17 protein-coding genes are annotated in these 16,937 nt (G+C 61.6%); 4 read left to right on the top strand and 13 right to left on the bottom strand.

The features are described from left to right. Position 1: 1 nt before the first annotated feature. The 13 genes from pdxJ to rpoE form a co-directional block, all read right to left on the bottom strand. A complete protein-coding gene (gene pdxJ, locus AC0J1C_RS04605) occupies positions 2 to 742 on the bottom strand; it encodes a pyridoxine 5'-phosphate synthase (protein WP_473045787.1) in 741 nt (246 codons plus the stop codon). Continuing rightward, positions 732 to 1,460: a DNA repair protein RecO gene (gene recO, locus AC0J1C_RS04600; RefSeq protein ID WP_375193077.1), complete on the bottom strand. Its 729-nt coding sequence runs from the start codon at positions 1,458 to 1,460 to the stop codon at positions 732 to 734. Before recO ends, pdxJ begins: the two co-directional genes overlap by 11 nt. Positions 1,461 to 1,476: 16 nt before the next feature. Further along, on the bottom strand, positions 1,477 to 2,394 hold the full coding sequence (gene era, locus AC0J1C_RS04595; RefSeq protein ID WP_473045786.1) for a GTPase Era: 918 nt from the start codon (positions 2,392 to 2,394) through the stop codon (positions 1,477 to 1,479). After that, positions 2,394 to 3,083, bottom strand: coding sequence for a ribonuclease III (gene rnc, locus AC0J1C_RS04590; protein WP_091991523.1), 690 nt, complete (start codon positions 3,081 to 3,083; stop codon positions 2,394 to 2,396). The genes era and rnc overlap by 1 nt, the downstream gene beginning before the upstream one ends. Next, entirely contained in the window at positions 3,080 to 3,469 is a 390-nt protein-coding gene (locus tag AC0J1C_RS04585) for a DUF4845 domain-containing protein (RefSeq protein ID WP_473045785.1), read from the bottom strand. Before AC0J1C_RS04585 ends, rnc begins: the two co-directional genes overlap by 4 nt. Positions 3,470 to 3,495: 26 nt before the next feature. Then, positions 3,496 to 4,299, bottom strand: a complete 804-nt coding sequence (gene lepB, locus AC0J1C_RS04580) for a signal peptidase I (protein WP_375193062.1) — start codon at positions 4,297 to 4,299, stop codon at positions 3,496 to 3,498. Between the two features lie 12 nt (positions 4,300 to 4,311). Next, complete coding sequence (gene lepA / locus AC0J1C_RS04575) at positions 4,312 to 6,114, bottom strand: translation elongation factor 4 (RefSeq protein ID WP_375193063.1); 1,803 nt, start codon at positions 6,112 to 6,114, stop codon at positions 4,312 to 4,314. 105 nt (positions 6,115 to 6,219) lie between these two features. Further along, positions 6,220 to 8,946 (bottom strand): bifunctional diguanylate cyclase/phosphodiesterase, encoded by a 2,727-nt coding sequence (locus AC0J1C_RS04570; protein WP_375193064.1) that lies wholly within the window; start codon positions 8,944 to 8,946, stop codon positions 6,220 to 6,222. Between the two features lie 149 nt (positions 8,947 to 9,095). Beyond that, entirely contained in the window at positions 9,096 to 10,505 is a 1,410-nt protein-coding gene (locus AC0J1C_RS04565; protein WP_375193078.1) for a DegQ family serine endoprotease, read from the bottom strand. A gap of 150 nt (positions 10,506 to 10,655) precedes the next feature. Continuing rightward, positions 10,656 to 11,105 carry a SoxR reducing system RseC family protein gene (locus AC0J1C_RS04560; RefSeq protein WP_473045784.1) on the bottom strand — a complete coding sequence of 150 codons (450 nt, stop codon included), beginning with the start codon at positions 11,103 to 11,105 and terminating at the stop codon, positions 10,656 to 10,658. Then, positions 11,102 to 12,052: a MucB/RseB C-terminal domain-containing protein gene (locus AC0J1C_RS04555; protein WP_375193079.1), complete on the bottom strand. Its 951-nt coding sequence runs from the start codon at positions 12,050 to 12,052 to the stop codon at positions 11,102 to 11,104. The genes AC0J1C_RS04560 and AC0J1C_RS04555 overlap by 4 nt, the downstream gene beginning before the upstream one ends. A gap of 81 nt (positions 12,053 to 12,133) precedes the next feature. Continuing rightward, positions 12,134 to 12,694 (bottom strand): sigma-E factor negative regulatory protein, encoded by a 561-nt coding sequence (locus tag AC0J1C_RS04550; protein WP_375193066.1) that lies wholly within the window; start codon positions 12,692 to 12,694, stop codon positions 12,134 to 12,136. A 15-nt stretch (positions 12,695 to 12,709) separates the two neighbouring features. Next, positions 12,710 to 13,396 carry an RNA polymerase sigma factor RpoE gene (gene rpoE, locus AC0J1C_RS04545; protein WP_473045783.1) on the bottom strand — a complete coding sequence of 229 codons (687 nt, stop codon included), beginning with the start codon at positions 13,394 to 13,396 and terminating at the stop codon, positions 12,710 to 12,712. 135 nt (positions 13,397 to 13,531) lie between these two features. Between rpoE and nadB the strand changes: the two genes are divergently transcribed. The 4 genes from nadB to ygfZ are packed head-to-tail and all read left to right on the top strand — an operon-like array spanning position 13,532 to position 16,911. After that, positions 13,532 to 15,136: an L-aspartate oxidase gene (gene nadB, locus AC0J1C_RS04540; protein ID WP_473045782.1), complete on the top strand. Its 1,605-nt coding sequence runs from the start codon at positions 13,532 to 13,534 to the stop codon at positions 15,134 to 15,136. Positions 15,137 to 15,176: 40 nt separating this feature from the next. After that, on the top strand, positions 15,177 to 15,449 hold the full coding sequence (locus AC0J1C_RS04535; RefSeq protein ID WP_375193068.1) for a succinate dehydrogenase assembly factor 2: 273 nt from the start codon (positions 15,177 to 15,179) through the stop codon (positions 15,447 to 15,449). Further along, complete coding sequence (locus AC0J1C_RS04530; RefSeq protein ID WP_473045780.1) at positions 15,433 to 15,897, top strand: hypothetical protein; 465 nt, start codon at positions 15,433 to 15,435, stop codon at positions 15,895 to 15,897. The genes AC0J1C_RS04535 and AC0J1C_RS04530 overlap by 17 nt, the downstream gene beginning before the upstream one ends. Before the next feature lie 21 nt (positions 15,898 to 15,918). Beyond that, entirely contained in the window at positions 15,919 to 16,911 is a 993-nt protein-coding gene (ygfZ, locus tag AC0J1C_RS04525; RefSeq protein WP_473045779.1) for a CAF17-like 4Fe-4S cluster assembly/insertion protein YgfZ, read from the top strand. The last annotated feature ends 26 nt before the right edge of the window (positions 16,912 to 16,937 follow it).

The raw sequence follows: 16,937 nt of genomic DNA, 5'->3' as shown, positions 1-16,937 counted from the left end.
ATCAGGCCCGGTTGCGGGCCAGCTCCAGGATCGCCTTCATGTCCCGGACCGCATCCTTGAGGCCGGTAAAGACCGCCCGGGCGATGATGGCGTGGCCGATGTTGAGTTCGTTAATCCCTGCAATGGCCGCCACCCGTTCGGTGTTGTGGTAGTGCAGACCGTGGCCGGCGTTCACCACCAGCCCTTTCTTTCGGGCATAGGCCACCGCCTCGGCAATGGTCCGGAAGGCGGCGTCTGCGGCCTCCGGCGTGTCGGCCTCAGCGTATTCGCCGGTGTGCAACTCCACCACCGGTGCACCGCAGCGCACGGCAGCATCAATCTGCAACGGGTCCGGGTCGATAAACAGGGACACCTCGGCGCCAATGCGACCTAGGCGTTCACACGCCTTGGCCACCCGGGATTCCTGGCCGTCCACATCCAGACCACCCTCGGTGGTCAGCTCCTCGCGCTTTTCCGGCACCAGACAGACGCATTCCGGGCGCACCTGTTCGGCAAAAGCGAGCATGGCATCGGTCACGGCCATTTCAAGATTCATCTTGGTCTGCAGCACTTCCTTGAGCAGCAGGACGTCCCGATCCTGAATATGCCGACGGTCTTCTCTCGGGTGGATAGTAATGCCATCCGCTCCGGCTTCCTCAGCCAGCAGGGCCGCCTGCACCGGATCCGGATACCGGGTCCCGCGGGCCTGACGGAGGGTGGCCACGTGATCGATATTGACGCCAAGCAATACTCTAGGATTCATCAGATTCTCCCCGAAGGTGCATGAACAGGCTGCGACTGTTGAGGGGCCGCCCCTGCAGAAGATAGTCCACCAGAACACGCATGACCCGCTTCGCCATGCGTCTGCACGGCTCAGACCGAAAGTCTCCGCCGGCCAGATCCAGCAGCACCTGCCCGGAAAGGTTCTGCAGGCGCACACCGGGTGCCGGGTTCGAAACTATGCCCTGCTCCGGATCATAACAATACTGGCCGTCGGGCTCGACGGGCTGGCCCGTATCCGTGGCCAGATCCCAGGCAAAGTCATAGCCCAGGGCGCTGGCAAAGGCCCGTTCGAAATGCCGGAGCACCGGCTCCACGTCAGTGGATTGGGACAGCTGCTCAAGTGCCTCGATGTAGGCGGCAAACAGGGTCGGATGCGGATCGGCGACGGGGAGCACCCGCTGGAGCAGCTCGTTCAGGTAGAGGCCACTGTACAGGGCGACGGTTCGGGTCAGCGTCGGCCCATGACGAACATCCACCTGGGTCAGGGTTTTCAGATCGCCCCGACCGGCCCAGTCCAGCATCAGGGGCTGGAACGGCTGCAACTGGGCTTTCAGGGGGCTTTTCGCGCTGCTGGCACCACGGGCAATCACCGTCATCCGGCCATGGTTGAGGGTAAACACATCCACCAGCAGACTGGTTTCACGCCATGGACGGCGATGCAGAACATAGGCGGGTTCCTGGGACGGCGGCTCCTTCATCCGCGCCATCAGCGCCTCAGAGGTCGTTCATGCCCAGGCTCTTGAGGGCCCGGTCGCTGTCGGCCCAGCCGCGCTTGACCTTGACCCAGAGCCGGAGCATGACCTTGCTGTCAAACAGCCGCTCCATATCGGTCCTGGCCTCCTGGCCGATGCGACGCATGCGCTCACCCTTGTCTCCGATGATGATTTTCTTCTGGCCTTCCCGCTCCACCAGAATCAGCGCGGAAATGTGCAGGGTCTTGCCCTGACGCTTGAATTCCTCGATTTCCACGGCCACCGAATAGGGCAACTCGGCCCCCAACTGCCGGGTGATCTTCTCGCGCACGATTTCCGAGGCCAGAAAACGTTCGCTGCGATCGGTAATCTGGTCATCCGGGTAGAAGTGAATGCTCTCGGGCAGATAGCGGCCCACAGCCTCTTCCAGGGGTTCGAGATTGGTCTCTTTCAGCGCCGACAGCGGGATGATCTCGGCGAAGTCACGCTTCCTGGACAGCATGTCCAGGTGCGGCAGCAGGCTTTCCCGCTTTTCAATCTTGTCGACCTTGTTGACCGCCAGGATTACCGGACAGGTCAGGCGGCTGAGTTTCTCCAGCACCAGTTCATCGGCGGTGGTCCAGGCCAGCTGATCCACCACGAACACCACCACATCGACGTCGACCAGGGCCGAGGTAGCGGCTTTGTTCATGTAACGGTTCAGGGCCCGTGGCTCCTCCTCGTGCATACCCGGCGTGTCCACGTAGATGGCCTGTACCGGCCCGTCGGTCTTGATACCGAGCACCTGGTGGCGCGTGGTCTGGGGCTTGCGGGAGGTGATGCTGAGCTTCTGGCCGAGGATGTGATTCAGCAGCGTGGACTTGCCCACATTGGGGCGGCCCACAATGGCCACAAAACCGCAGCGGCTGTCTGGATTCTCCGGACGGGTGATTTCGTTCATTACTGGTTCTCCACGCCCAGTTCTTTCAGGGCGTTTCGGGCTGCCTGCTGCTCAGCGACGCGGCGGCTGCTGCCGGTGCCGGTGGTTTTCCGGTCCAGGGAAGGGAGCGCACAGGACACGTGAAAAGTCTGGTTGTGGGCCTCGCCATCCACGGAAATCACATCGTAGCGCGGCAGCGGAAACTGTCGGGACTGAAGGTATTCCTGCAGCCGGGTTTTCGGGTCTTTCTGGGTATCCTGCAGATCCAGCTTCTCCAGGCGGTGCTCGAACCAGCGCAACACCTGCGCCCGGCAAGTGTGGAAGTCGCTGTCCAGGTAGATGGCACCGATGATGGATTCCACGGCGTCGGCCAGGATGGATTCCCGGCGATACCCGCCGCTCTTCAGCTCACCGGAGCCCAGTCGCAGGTAGTTGCCGAGCTGAAACTCCCGCCCGATCTCCGCCAGAGTCACCCCCTTCACCATGCGGGCGCGCAGGCGGCTCAGCTGCCCCTCTCGGGCTTTTTCAAAGTGCAGGAAAAGGTACTCGGCAATCACCATGTTTACAATGGAATCGCCCAGGAACTCCAGGCGCTCGTTGTTCTGGTTGCCGTAACTGCGATGGGTAAGCGCCAGCAGCAGCCGCTCCGGCGATTTGAACTGATAGCCAATGCGGCGCTGTAGCTGATCCAGATCCGGTTGCGAACTCACTTGCCCTTCATCTCGTATTCGTGCTTGAAGTGGACCACCGTGTCCACGTTGCTGAACAGGTTATTGCGCACCTCATAGTCCACCTTGATCACCACGAACTCACCGTTTTTCTCAACGGAGATATTCTTGGCATCAAAGCCACGCACGTTATTCACGCTCAGGCGTTTATTGATCAGGGTGCGCACCTGGGCAGGTCCCATCTGCGAGAGCCCCTCGGTACCATCGAGACTTTCCAGCGCCTCCTGAATGGTGATGTCATCGAGGTAGGCCGGACCGAGCTTGATCACCAGGGTCAGCAGACCACCAAAAAACAGCACCATGACCATCATGGTCAGGGCCGACGCACCGCGCTGACGGCCGAGGCCGGAAAGATTGCTTTTCTTCATTACAACTGCGCTCCGAATAGTCCGAGTTACTCGATTCCGCCCACACGATCAAAGGATGGCAGACTGGTAAGGGATTTCCAGTGCATCCAGATGGCAAACGCCTTGCCGACAACCATTTCATCGGGGACCGTGCCCCAGTAGCGGCTGTCGTTGCTGTTGTCGCGGTTATCACCCATTACGAAATAGTGGTTCTCGGGCACGACCCACTCGCCCTCGCCACTGCCACCGGGTTGCCCGAGGGTGAGGAAGATATCGTGCTCCACCCGGCCCAGGTCTTCCCGGCGCAATTCCACCGGTGGCAACCGGGCAATGAAGCGGGTTTCCACACGCTCGCCGTTGATATACAACTGCTTGTCGCGGTAGCGGATCCGGTCACCGGGCAGGCCGATCACCCGCTTGATGTAGTTGGTCTCGCCGTCTTCCGGAAACTTGAACACCATCACGTCGCCGCGCTGCGGGTCGCCAACCTCGACCACCTTGGTGCCCACCACTGGCAGTCTCAGGCCATAGGCGTATTTGTTCACCAGGATGAAGTCACCCACCTCCAGGGTCGGCAACATGGAGCCGGAGGGAATCTGGAAGGGCTCCACCAGGAACGATCGCAACACCAGAACAATGGCCAGCACCGGAAAGAACGACCGGCTGAGATCCACCAGGTAGGGCTCCCTGGGCTCCTCGGACTCGGCGCCCTCGCCCGCGTCAACGGCCGTGCCACCACTGGCGCGGTAAGCCGCCATCCGACGTTCACGCAGAAACAGCTTGTCCGCCAGCCAGATCAGACCCGTTGCAAAGGTCAGTACCACCAGAACCAGGGGAAAATCGATATCCATCGAGGACGCCTTTTATTTGTCTACTTTCAGTACGGCAAGAAACGCTTCCTGAGGCACCTCGACGTTACCCAGCTGCTTCATACGCTTTTTACCTTCTTTCTGCTTCTGCAGCAGTTTCTTCTTGCGGCTGACATCGCCGCCGTAACACTTGGCGGTCACGTTCTTGCGCAGCGCCTTGACGGTCACCCGCGACACCACCTGGTTGCCAATGGCAGCCTGGATCGCAATATCGAACATCTGCCGGGGGATCAGCTCCTTCATTTTTTCAATCAGCTGACGCCCCTTGTGATGGGCCTGTTCCTTGTGCACGATCAGCGCCAGGGCATCCACCCGCTCGCCGTTGATCAGTACGTCCAACCGAACCAGATTGGCGGTCTGGAACCGGGTGAAATGGTAATCGAGCGAGGCAAAGCCCCGGCTGGCCGACTTGATCCGGTCGAAGAAGTCCATCACCACCTCGGCCATGGGCAGCTCGTAGGTGAGCTGGACCTGGGTCGACATGAAGTGCATGTTCTTCTGGATGCCCCGTTTCTCCTCGCACAGGGCGATCACGTTCCCGATATGCTCCTGGGGCACCAGGATGTTGGCTTCCACGATCGGCTCGCGCATTTCCTCAATGGAACCAATATCCGGAAGCCGTGAGGGGTTGTCCACCGACAGGGTCTCACCCTGCCTGGTAACCACCTCATAGATCACCGTCGGTGCCGTGGTGATCAGATCAATGTCGTATTCCCGCTCCAGCCGCTCCTGGATGATTTCCATGTGCAGCATGCCCAGGAACCCGCAGCGGAAGCCAAAACCGAGGGCGTCGGAGTTTTCCGGCTCGAAGAACAGGGAGGCGTCGTTGAGGGTCAGCTTTTCCAGGGCGTCCCGGAAATCGTTGTAATCGTCGGCACTGACCGGGAACAGGCCGGCGTAGACCTGCGGTTTGACCTTCTTGAAGCCCGGCAGCATGGGCGTCTGCTCGGCAAACTTCTGGTGCACGATGGTGTCGCCTACCGGCGCTCCGTGGATGTCCTTGATGCCGGCTACAACAAACCCTACATCGCCAGCCTCAAGCACATCGGTATCGGTAGGCTTGGGATTGAAGATACCCACCTTGTCAGCGTTCCAGGCTTTGCCGGTGGATTTGATGACAATCTTGTCGCCTTTCTTCAGGGCGCCCTCAGTTACCCGAACCAGAGATACAACCCCGAGGTAGTTATCGAACCAGGAGTCGATGATCAGCGCCTGCAGCGGCGCACTGCGATCGCCCTTGGGCGGCGGGATCTTCCGGATCAGGTCCTCCAGCACGTCCTCAACGCCCATGCCGCTTTTGGCACTGCAGCGCACCGCGTCACCGGCCTCAATGCCAATAATGTCCTCAATCTCCGCGGCCACGCGCTCCGGCTCTGCCTGGGGCAGGTCCATCTTGTTCAGTACCGGCACCACTTCCAGGCCCTGTTCAATCGCCGTGTAGCAGTTGGCCACCGACTGGGCCTCAACGCCCTGACCGGCGTCCACCACCAGCAGCGCGCCTTCGCACGCGTACAGGGAGCGGGACACCTCGTAGGAGAAGTCAACGTGTCCCGGGGTATCGATGAAGTTCAGCTTGTAGACCTGGCCATCCCGGGCCTTGTAGTTCAGCGTGACACTCTGGGCCTTGATGGTAATCCCGCGCTCCCGCTCAAGATCCATGGAGTCCAGAACCTGCTCGGCCATTTCACGGTCGGTCAGGCCGCCACAGACCTGGATAAAACGGTCTGCCAGTGTGGATTTACCATGGTCAATGTGGGCAATGATGGAAAAGTTACGGATTCGGCTCAGTTCAGTCACAGACGATGAATACTCATAAAAAGACGAAGGATTGAGCCCGGAGGGGCCGCGACCGCGGTCCGGGAACGGCGTGATTTTACCGGTTACCGGCCGCCATTGCCATGATCAGGAAATGAGCGGCCGCTCGTACTGGCGAATCAGGAAGCCAATAAGGGCATCTTCATCCAGCGGATAGCTGAACAGATTGCCCTGGCACTGGGCGCAGCCATGGGTTTTGAGGAAGCTCAGCTGCTGCGGCGTTTCCACGCCCTCGGCGACAACGGTGAGGTGGAGCTTGCGAGCCAGAGCGATGACCGCCGAGGCAACGTCGGTGGCGCTGACGTTGTAGGGAATGTCGCGAATGAACCGGTGATCAATCTTGATTACGTCCAGGGGCAACTGTTGCAGGGCCACCAGGGAGCAGGAACCGGTACCAAAATCGTCGAGAATCAGGCACACCCCCAGGTCGTGGAGGGACACCAGCAGTTCCCGAAGCATCCGGGGGTCTTCATTCAGTAGCTCGGCCGGCATCTCCAGCTCCAGACGTTCCGGTGCCACGCCGGTTTCAGTGATCACCTGCCGGATCATGTCGAGGAAACCGGTATCGGTGAGCTGGCGCACCGACAGATTCACGGCCATCTTGAGGGACTCGAAACCGGCGCGCTCCAGCGCCTGCACCTGAATGCAGGCCTGGCGCAGGGCCAGCTCACCCAGCCGGACGATCAGGCCGGTTTCCTCGGCAAGGCCAATAAACTGCTGGGCCGATACCAGGCCCTTCTCCGGATGATGCCAGCGCAGGAAGGCTTCCACGCCGATCACACGCTCGGTCGCCAGATCCACCTTGGGCTGGTAATGAAGCACAAAGCGCTCGCCGTCGAGGGCGCTGGCAAGCTCCTCCTGCTGCAACAGGCGGCGGGCGGCCTTGATGTTCATGGCCGGCGTGAAGAACTGGAAGGTGTTGCGCCCCAATTCCTTGGCCCGGTACATCGCGAGGTCGGCGAACTTCATCAGGGTGCCGGCATCTTCGCTGTCGTGGGGGAGCATGGTGATGCCAATACTGACGGTAATACCAACCTCATGATCATTGAGCCGGATCCGTTGGCAAAGGCTGCGCAGAATACTTTCGGCGACTTTGCCGGCGGCGTCCGACCCGCTGATGCGGGACAGCAGCACCACAAACTCGTCACCGCCAAGGCGGGCCACGGAGTCCTCTTCCCGGACACAGCCAACGAGCCACTGGGCCACCTGCTTCAGAAGCTCGTCGCCGGCGTCGTGGCCGAGGGTATCGTTGATACGCTTGAAGCCATCCAGATCCAGGAACATCAGCGCCGCGGGCTCGCCGCTTCGTCGGCAGCGACTGACCACATGCTCCAGGCGGTCGCGGAACAGCTGCCGATTGGCCAGCCCGGTCAGGGGATCGTAGAAGGCCAGGCGATGCAATTCGGACTGGGCTGCCTTGAGCTGGGTGAGATCCCGCAGGCTCAGTACCACACCGTTTACCCCGGGCACCGAGAGCATGGCTGTGAAGGTGCCTTCCATATCCCGCCAATGGCCTTCCGCATCCCTTATCCGGGTGCGAATCACCGGCATCTGCTTGCCCGGGGCGGCCAGCGATTCATCGAACCCCTTCTGCAGCTGCGGCCAGTCGTCTCCGTGAACCAGCTGCTCGAAGTCCAGCGCCTGCACTTCGTCCGGCTCGAAACCGAGTATGTCGAGACTGGATGGGCTGGCGTACAGGGGCTGCCCATCCTGGTCCATCACCAGCGTGACGTTGGCAGCGCCCTCGGTGATGGCACGGTAGCGACCGGCACTCACCTGCGCCATCAGTCGTGAGCGAATGAGGGCCAGCACGAACAGGAACAGCAGAACACTGATCACCAGCCCGCTGCCCAGCACGATGGGCGGCCGGGGATCCGACGCGAGGAAATCGAACGCGGGAGTGGAGCGGGTCTGCAACAGCCACTCCCGTCCCCCGTGGCTGATGGTCTGGCTCATCTGGAAGCTGAACTCGTTGTCGAGAGAGCCCAGGTTAGAGCCGTACATGAGGTTTTGCCGGGCGACCACACCCGCATCGTAGATGCGAACGTCCAGAAACGGCGAAATCAGGCCCACAATGCCGTCGATCAGGTTGTTCATGCGGAAGGCACTGAACACATACCCGGCCAGCATCATCCGTCGTTCGGCCCGGATCTCGGGAATGTCTCCGCCCTGGAACACCGGGTAGTACATCAGGAAGCTGGCCTGGTCCTCGGCAAGCTCCTCCTGCACCAGAACCACCTTTGCCGTTACCGTGGGCGTTGCTTCATCCCGGGCCCGCTCCATGGCGCGACGATGGATCGGATCGCTGAACGCATTGTAGCCGAGCGCGCGTCGATTCCGTTCGGTGCCCGGCTCAAGGTAAACCATCGGGTAATAGTAGGGGCCGGAGCCGAGCGGATTAACCAGGTAGTTGTGCACACCTTCCGTCCGGACCGATGAAATGTGATCTGCCATCTGCCGGACACCAATCCGACGGACATAACCGATACCCTGGATGCCTGGGTAGTAACGGTTGATGTCGACCTTGTCGACGTACTCCCGCCACTGATCCCGGGAAACCTCGCCGGCGACCGCAAACAGGCCAGCGCTACCAGCCAGCACCTGCTCATAGTTCAGCAGACGCTCTTCGATGGCGGATTTCAGCTGCAGGGACTGGGTGCGAAACCGGGCTTCGGTGCGATCCTCCACCAGGCGTATCGACACCTGCCAGAGCAGCACGGTCACCCCTATGGACACCAGGAAAACGAGCCAGGCCACCCAGGCGTGACGGAATTCCAGAAGTTTTCGGAGGGAAATTTCCTGTCGGTTCATCATGGTTCTGGTCCGTTCCCTGGCCATTCATTCTTCTTTTAACCGGCTGAGTATAACAAAAGCCCCCGGGGATGTCCTCGCGGACACCCCCGGGGGCTCGTACACCCGTTGGTTAGACGGGCTGCTGACCAGATTCCTTCGGGATCAGCCGATCAGGGTTTCATCACCAGATACAGGGCACGGCCTTCCCGGACAATCCGGACCGACACCGCCTTGCCCTCGGGCAACCCGCGGACAACCTCCCGGAACTCATCAACCGAGGACACGTTCTGGCGGTTGATCTCGGTGATCACATCGCGCGGACGAATGCCTGCCTCGGCGGCCGGGCCGCGGGCCACATTATTGACCAGCACCCCGCTTTCAACCCCAAGAGATTCCGCCAGCTTGGAGGGCAGCGGCTCAACCGTCATACCCAGAGGTGCGGAGGCGGGACCGCTGCTGTCACCGGCGGGCGCCGAGGCCTGCTGACCGCCCTGCTCCGGCAAACGGCCGATCTCGACCTGCAGCTCCATTTCCTTGCCGCCACGCAGCACCGTCAGGTTGGCTGTCTCGCCGACCGGCGTCCGGCCCACCATGGGTGGCAGATCTGAGGACAGCTCGACTTCCTCTCCGTCGTAGCTGAGAACAATGTCACCGGCCTGCAAACCAGCCGCCTGGGCCGGGGAATCCGCCATCACCTCGGCAATCAGGGCGCCCCGCGGCCGGCTGAGGCCAAAGGACTCCGCCAGGTCGCGATTGACTTCCTGAATCAACACACCCAACCAGCCCCGGGAAACGGAACCCTTGTCCCGGATCTGGCGGAACACGTTCATGGCGTCGTCGATGGGAATGGCAAAAGACACGCCCATGAAGCCGCCGGAGCGGGTGTAGATCTGGGAGTTGATGCCAACCACTTCGCCGTCCAGGTTGAACAGCGGCCCGCCCGAGTTGCCCGGGTTGATTGCGACATCGGTCTGGATGAACGGCACGTAGTTCTCGGACGGCAGGGACCGACCGAGGGCGCTGACAATGCCGGCCGTTACCGTGTAGTCGAATCCGAACGGTGAGCCAATGGCAAACACCCATTCACCGACTTTCAGCTCTTCCGACTTCCCGATCTGGACTACCGGCAGGTCTTCCCCGTTCTCGATCTTCAGGACGGCCATGTCGGAGCGCGGGTCAGTGCCAACCAAGGTGGCGGGAAGCTCCCTTCGATCGTTCAGGCGCACGATGATCTCGTCGGCACCTTCCACAACGTGATTGTTGGTCAGAACGTAGCCGTCCGAGGACACAATGAATCCGGAGCCCATGGAGCGGCGCGGCTGCGACTGTCCGGGGCCGCCACCATAGGGCGACTGGGGCCCTCGGAAGAAATCCTGGAAAAACTCAGGGAGCTGCTCCAGTTGACGCTCATCAAACGGCATGCCCCGGTTACCCGAGGTGTTGGCTTTCGGGGCGGTCGTGGTACTGATGTTCACCACTGCGCCGGCGTTTTCCTCCACCAGCTCGGTGAAGTCGGGAAGGCTTCTTGCGGAGCCCGGCTGACTCCAGGCCACCAGCAACAGGAAGCTCAGAACCAGCATCATACCCAGGGGCCTGGTCTGCGACTGGGCATTCCAGGGCAGCTCAACAACGTGTGCTCTGCTTGACATCATAAACTCCAGTTCTTTGTCATGGCTGACGGTAGATTTTGGGATCACCCAGGGCGTTTTCAACTTAAAAAACCGTAGGGTTCAGGGACAGTTCGCGGAGGTGATACGGTTCACCCGAACCAGACGGGGCTCGTAGTGACTGCCGACCCGGCTCTGCAGTTTACGTCCTCCCCAGAAGCCTGCGGCGAGGCCCACGACGGCGGCCATCATCGCCGGTGCATCCTGACCACCGCTGAGGCGATGACCCAGAACACTGGCCACCACCATCAGCAGGAGTGGCAGTGCGTAGACCAGCAGCGAGGCACCCAGAAGGGCGCGTTCATCGATACCGATGGTTACTTCATCGCCAACCCGCGCGTTGATCGAGTTGGGCACGAGAATCTGGTTTGCCCGACCACCGGTGGCCGAGGCGAGCACGCGCTGCCCGCAGCCGCTGCGGGCGGCGCAACTCTGGCAGGCACTGGCACGAATGGTCTGGACCCAGACCCTCGCCCCTTTCTCGGCAACGACCTTTCCGGTTTCCGTGATCATGGGCTCTCCGATCGGGCGGCGACGGCGTTCTCGATGCGAACCGATTCGGCCACCTGCCGCGCGGTGTGAGGCGGCAATTCACCGACCACGGTCACCAGGAACCCACTGCCGCCTTTATTCACCTGGTGCATGTACACCGTTGTTGCGCCAATCAATGAGGCACCGGTGGGCATGTCCACCTGACCGGCCGGCTCGACAAACACCGAGAACGCGGCCAGACCGTCGGAAAAGGCCACGGCCTGCCCCTTGCCCGAACGGGGTGCCGCCGCGGGCATGAAACCGTCCGGTCGCCAACCGAGGTGCCAGCCGTCCATCTGGCCAATCCGGGAGGCCTCGGGCTTCCCGGCATCCAGGGTGGTCGCTATTTCGCGACCCTCGGTACGAATCTCGAACTCACTGTCCGGAATGTCGTTGCCGATTCTCAGGCTGGTGAACTGAAAGTGTTCCAGAACCTCGCCGTCGGCGTTGCGGACCTGGCTCTTGACCAGCAGACCCGTGGTTTTCTCCAGCCAAAGACGATGGCTGTAGCGGTAGGCGTCCCGGGCACTCAGGGCCACCGAAACCACGTCATAACCGGCGACCCGGTCCTCGCCCTTCATCTCTGCCCGATACCAGCGACTGACCGGAACCAGCTGACTGGTAAACGCCTCGGCGAAAGGCCCTGACGGAATCACCTGGTCGAGCTTCACGCGACCGCGCTCCGGGAGCACACACACCACGTTCATGCCCTTGCGGACAATCTCGCCGTTACCGCCATCCTGTAGCACCAGCCGCTCTTCCACCACGCCATTGTGGTAACGGTGGGCAATCTGCATGGAGTGAACACTGTCTCCGCGGGCGTAGACAAACACGCCCTGGTAGGAGGTCATGTTCAGCGCCGGGCCCAGCCGCTTGAGCCAGTCAGAGGCTTCCTGTTCATCGGAGAGAACCGGCACAGCGAAGGCCATCAACACAATGAGCAGTGCCGTTGACCAGGGATGTCGATGGGCGGTTGGGGTCTGCATAGTACTCACTGTCGCTCCGGGAACTCAGTATCCGCCGCCGTTGGCGCTGACCAGTCGGGCATAGCCAACTGCACCGCGACCAGCCCCGACGCTGTTGTGTTGCGCGTGCTCCAGCAGGTACCGGCTCATCTGTTGCCACTGCTCCTCATCCAGCCCCTGCAGGGCGATTTCCCGAACCGGCGCTTGCGGTGCGGCAGCGTCTGTAGTGGCCGCAGTCACCGGCTGAACCGTCCCGGTCGCGGAGGAATCCCATCCCGCGCCGGCACCAAACCCCACGAGCAGGGCCATGGCTACCATGGCAACGGCAGGCCAGTGCCAGCGTCTCGTGGATGCCCTGAGGGCACCCGCCCCGGAGCGGTCCAGGGCCGAGTGGCGACCGTCCAGAACCTCCCGAACCCCCTTGCTGATATCAAGGCGGTCGGCCGGCACATGGGTATCGTGCATGAGATCGCGCACATCCTGCCAGCGTTGCCACTGGGCACGCACCTCGTCCTGGCGGTCATGGGACAACAGGCGGCGAACCGACAGCTCATCGGCCTCGTCGTCCATCATGGCAGACAGTGTTTCTCTGAGACGATCATCCATGGGATGCAACCTCAATTACGTCACCGAATGGTTGAGCAGGGGTCCGAGATGGCGGTCTACCGCGTCCCGGGCCCTGAAAATTCGAGAGCGAACGGTTCCGATCGGACACTCGAGTATGCCGGCGATGTCCTCATAGCTGAGGCCATCGTATTCCCTGAGCAGGAACGCCGACCGGAGTTCTTCCGGCAACTGCGCAATAGCCCTGTTCAGTTCCTTCTGGAGCTGCTCCCGCTGCAACAGGCGTTCCGGCGAGGCGGTATCCCGCAACCGGGCCCCCTCATCAAAGTTTTCCGCCTCGGACGAATCCGCGCTGCCCTGTGGTCGCCGCCCGCGCGCCTCGAGGAAGTTCTTGGCGGTGTTCACGGCAATGCGGTAGAGCCATGTATAAAAGGCGCTATCGCCCCGAAAACGATCAATGGCGCGGTACGCCTTGACGAAGGTTTCCTGGGTCAGATCCATGACTTCCTGGCTATCGTAAACGTAGCGGCTGATGATGGAGGCGACCCGCGACTGGTACTTGACCACCAGCAGGTCGAACGCAGCGCGATCGCCATTGCGTACCTTGCGAACCAGTTGCAGGTCCGTCTGGCTCTCGGGATGTTCGCCTTGTACCTTGTCTGTATCAGCAGTCATGGACCGGTTGCCGGGAAGTTCTGATTTGATGGCCAACTGTCCGGCCTGTACCAGGTGTTTCTCGATCATTGCGGCTGTCCGGCCTCCGTTCATTGAGTCGGGTCCACCACCTGTTCCGGCGGCGTGCCCCGTCAGGCCAAATAGACAGCACGCGTAAAGTTTAGTTCAATACACGTCCACATTATGGCCCGCGATAACGACCCGATGCCACAGTCCTTCGAATACGATGTTCTCATTATCGGCAGCGGAGCTGCCGGCCTGACCGTCGCGCTGAACCTGCCCGAGCACCTGCGCGTCTGCGTGGTGAGTAAGGCCGACATCAGCAGTGGCGCCACCCTCTGGGCCCAGGGCGGAATTGCGGCGGTACTGGACGACCAGGACTCCACCGAGAACCATGTCACGGACACCCTGAACGCTGGCGCCGGCCTTTGCCACGAGGATGCCGTGCGCTTTACCGTGGAACACGGGCGGGAAAGCATTGACTGGCTGATCGATTCAGGCGTGGATTTCACCCGCAACGACGATGCCCAATACCACCTCACCCGGGAAGGCGGCCACAGCCATCGGCGCATTATCCACGCTGCCGACGCCACCGGCCACGCAGTGTCCACCACACTGACCAGCCAGGCCCAGGCCAGGCCCAACATCGAGTTGATGTCCGGCCGCGTGGCGGTAGACCTGATCACCAACCGCAAGTTGGCGCTACCCGGGAATCGCTGTGTGGGCGCCTACATCCTGAATCTGAAAGACAATCATGTAGAGCTGTTCCGGGCCAGGTTTACGGTGATCGCCACCGGCGGTGCGTCCAAGGCCTATCGCTACACCACCAATCCGGACGGCGCTTCAGGCGACGGCATTGCCATGGCCTGGCGGGCCGGCTGCCGGGTCGCCAACATGGAGTTCAATCAGTTCCATCCCACCTGCCTGTATCACCCCCACGCCAAATCGTTCCTGATAACCGAGGCGGTACGGGGCGAAGGCGGCCTGCTGAAACTTCCGGATGGCTCCCGCTTCATGGACCGGTTTGACGAACGGGGCGAGCTGGCGCCCCGGGACATCGTGGCCCGGGCCATTGACCATGAAATGAAACGACTGGGTGCCGATCACCTGCTGCTGGATATCAGCCATAAACCGGCGGACTTCATCAAGCACCACTTCCCGACCATCTACGAGAAGTGCCTCGGGTTCGGCATCGACATAACCCGGGAGCCGATTCCCGTGGTTCCCGCGGCCCACTATACCTGCGGGGGTATCATGAGCGACGAGCGTGCCCGCACCGACATCAACCAGCTGTACGTGGTGGGCGAAGCGGCCTTTACCGGACTGCACGGCGCCAACCGCATGGCCAGCAACTCGCTGCTGGAATGCCTGGTGTACGGGCGCGCGGCCGCCGCCGACATTGCCCGCCGGGAAGCGGACATTCCCTCGCCACCACAGGCGCCGGACTGGGACGAGAGCCAGGTCCGGGACTCCGATGAAGACGTGGTCATTTCCCACAACTGGGACGAGCTGCGGCATTTCATGTGGGACTACGTTGGCATTGTTCGAACCACCAAGCGCCTGCAGCGGGCCAAGCACCGTGTGGATCTGCTATCCGCGGAGATCGGCGAGTTCTACAGCAATTACCGGGTCACCAACGACCTGCTGGAACTGCGCAACCTGGTCACTGTTTCAGACCTGATCATCTGCTCCGCGCTGCAGCGGCGGGAGAGTCGCGGCCTTCATTACACACTGGACTATCCGGGACTGCTCCACGAAGCCCGGGACACCGTACTGGTCCCCACTACCTATCGTACGCTTTCACCGTGAACCGGTGCCGATCCACTCATTCCATCCGATGGTAAAGACTATGTCAGAAACCACTGCACCCTCCGACAATTCCGAGTTCAACCGCCTGTGGTGGCACAGTCGTCGCGGCATGCTGGAGCTGGACGTCCTGCTGATTCCCTTTGTGGAGCAGGCCTACCGTGATCTGGCCCCGGAGGACCAGGCCCGCTACCGGAAGCTGCTCAGCTGCGAGGATACCGACATGTTCGAGTGGTTCATGCAGCGCAGCCGGCCCGAGGACCCGGACCTGCAACGCATGGTTGATCTGATTCTCAGCCGTGTCCAGCCGGATTGAACTGGACCTTTCCCCTTCCCGGCTGGCAGGAGTTATCGCAGGCCTTCCCTGGCTGGTGCTGCTGGCATTCCTGCTGATTGCCTCCCTGGAGGGGAAACCCTGGCTCCTGACGGCTGTCCCTTTCGCCTTTGCCGGTGCACTGTTGCAATACCGGTGCAACGGGGCCCTGCTGGCGAAACGTTCAGTCACGGGCTTGTTGGTCGATCAAGGCCAGCTGTACGTGGTGACCGGTGATCACCGGCGCATACCGGTGCGCCCGGCGCCATCCAGCCGCCTGTGGTCGCGGCTGGCACTCTTGAAACTCCGCCCGGTCGGCACCAGATTGCAGGCGTACAGTGCCGTTATTGTCTCATCTGGCGGGGGCTGGCCGGGCAACGCACCGGAAGCGGATTTTCGTCGTCTCAGAATGTGGCTGAGGCTGGGCCCGCAGGGACAAGCATCGAACTGATTTCATGATCTGGAGCACGCAATGTCCGACACAGACCCAAAAGCACCCGCTGTTGCCGACTCTCCCCTGCCCGATCACGGCTGGACATTCCTCGACGACCGGGTGGTGATGCGAGTCAGCGGACCCGGCACTGACAAGTTTCTGCAAGGGCAGTTCAGCCAGAACCTGGCCGAGGTTGTTGAAGGCAGATCGCCACGGGCCGCTGCCGCAACCCCCAAGGGTCGGGCCTACTGCCTGACCCGCATGGTGCGAACCGACGCCGATGTATTGATAGATTTTCCGGCCGATCTGGCCGACAGCGACGTCTCCCATCTGCGCAAATACCTGATGCTGTTCCGGGGCACCAGTATGGAGGCAGCCGCCAACGTTCGCATTGCCGGCATCCTCGGCAACCAGCTGGCCCAATCGCTTGCTGGCGACCGGCTGGACCAGTTGGTCGAGCCCGGTGACTCCGCCACCCTGGATAATGGCATCCTGATCCGGACTGAGCCGACCGCCGAAGGCTGTCCTCGTTTCGAGTTCTGGCAAACCGGTGCTGATGCGCCCGCCCTGACGCCGGAGCTGCGCATATCTGCTGCCGACTGGCAGGCCTCGGAGATTGCCGCCGGGGTAGCCAGGCTTACGCCAGCAACCCGGGAATCCTTCGTGCCCCAGATGCTCAACTGGCAGCATGTCGGCGGTGTCCACTTCAAGAAAGGCTGCTACACCGGGCAGGAGGTGATCGCCCGCATGCATTTTCTCGGGCAGCTCAAGAAGAGTCTCTTCCGCTTCCGGATGGAGGGAACCTCTGCTCCCGAACCGGGAAGCGCGCTCAGAACCGCCGAGCGGGCCGTGGGCGAGGTGGTTACGTCAATTGTCTATACTGATGGCAGCTGCGAGCTTCTGGCCGTTGTCCGTCATGACTCGGCGGATGAATCTCTGCATCCGGAGGCACAGCCGGATGTCACCCTGCGTCCCATGCCGCTGCCCTACCCGGTGCCGGAAAGGGAAAAAAGCGCACAATCAGATACATAAGTTGACAGGCAAAGAGCCCAGAATTT

It is taken from the genome of Marinobacter sp. E2, from assembly GCF_055755345.1.
The sequence above is the reverse complement of the archived record's forward strand: the minus strand, read 5'-3'. Positions and strand labels throughout refer to the sequence as shown.

Bases quoted from the DNA above. Each gene is read 5' to 3' on its own strand.
- AC0J1C_RS04535 (WP_375193068.1), top strand. From the start codon at position 15,177: ATGTCAGAAACCACTGCACCCTCCGACAATTCCGAGTTCAACCGCCTG.
- lepB (WP_375193062.1), bottom strand. From the start codon at position 4,299: ATGGATATCGATTTTCCCCTGGTTCTGGTGGTACTGACCTTTGCAACG.
- era (WP_473045786.1), bottom strand. From the start codon at position 2,394: ATGAACGAAATCACCCGTCCGGAGAATCCAGACAGCCGCTGCGGTTTT.
- AC0J1C_RS04565 (WP_375193078.1), bottom strand. From the start codon at position 10,505: ATGCTGGTTCTGAGCTTCCTGTTGCTGGTGGCCTGGAGTCAGCCGGGC.
- nadB (WP_473045782.1), top strand. From the start codon at position 13,532: ATGCCACAGTCCTTCGAATACGATGTTCTCATTATCGGCAGCGGAGCT.
- rpoE (WP_473045783.1), bottom strand. From the start codon at position 13,396: ATGATCGAGAAACACCTGGTACAGGCCGGACAGTTGGCCATCAAATCA.
- AC0J1C_RS04555 (WP_375193079.1), bottom strand. From the start codon at position 12,052: ATGGCCTTCGCTGTGCCGGTTCTCTCCGATGAACAGGAAGCCTCTGAC.
- ygfZ (WP_473045779.1), top strand. From the start codon at position 15,919: ATGTCCGACACAGACCCAAAAGCACCCGCTGTTGCCGACTCTCCCCTG.
- AC0J1C_RS04570 (WP_375193064.1), bottom strand. From the start codon at position 8,946: ATGATGAACCGACAGGAAATTTCCCTCCGAAAACTTCTGGAATTCCGT.
- AC0J1C_RS04560 (WP_473045784.1), bottom strand. From the start codon at position 11,105: ATGATCACGGAAACCGGAAAGGTCGTTGCCGAGAAAGGGGCGAGGGTC.
- AC0J1C_RS04550 (WP_375193066.1), bottom strand. From the start codon at position 12,694: ATGGATGATCGTCTCAGAGAAACACTGTCTGCCATGATGGACGACGAG.
- recO (WP_375193077.1), bottom strand. From the start codon at position 1,460: ATGAAGGAGCCGCCGTCCCAGGAACCCGCCTATGTTCTGCATCGCCGT.
- AC0J1C_RS04585 (WP_473045785.1), bottom strand. From the start codon at position 3,469: ATGAAGAAAAGCAATCTTTCCGGCCTCGGCCGTCAGCGCGGTGCGTCG.
- pdxJ (WP_473045787.1), bottom strand. From the start codon at position 742: ATGAATCCTAGAGTATTGCTTGGCGTCAATATCGATCACGTGGCCACC.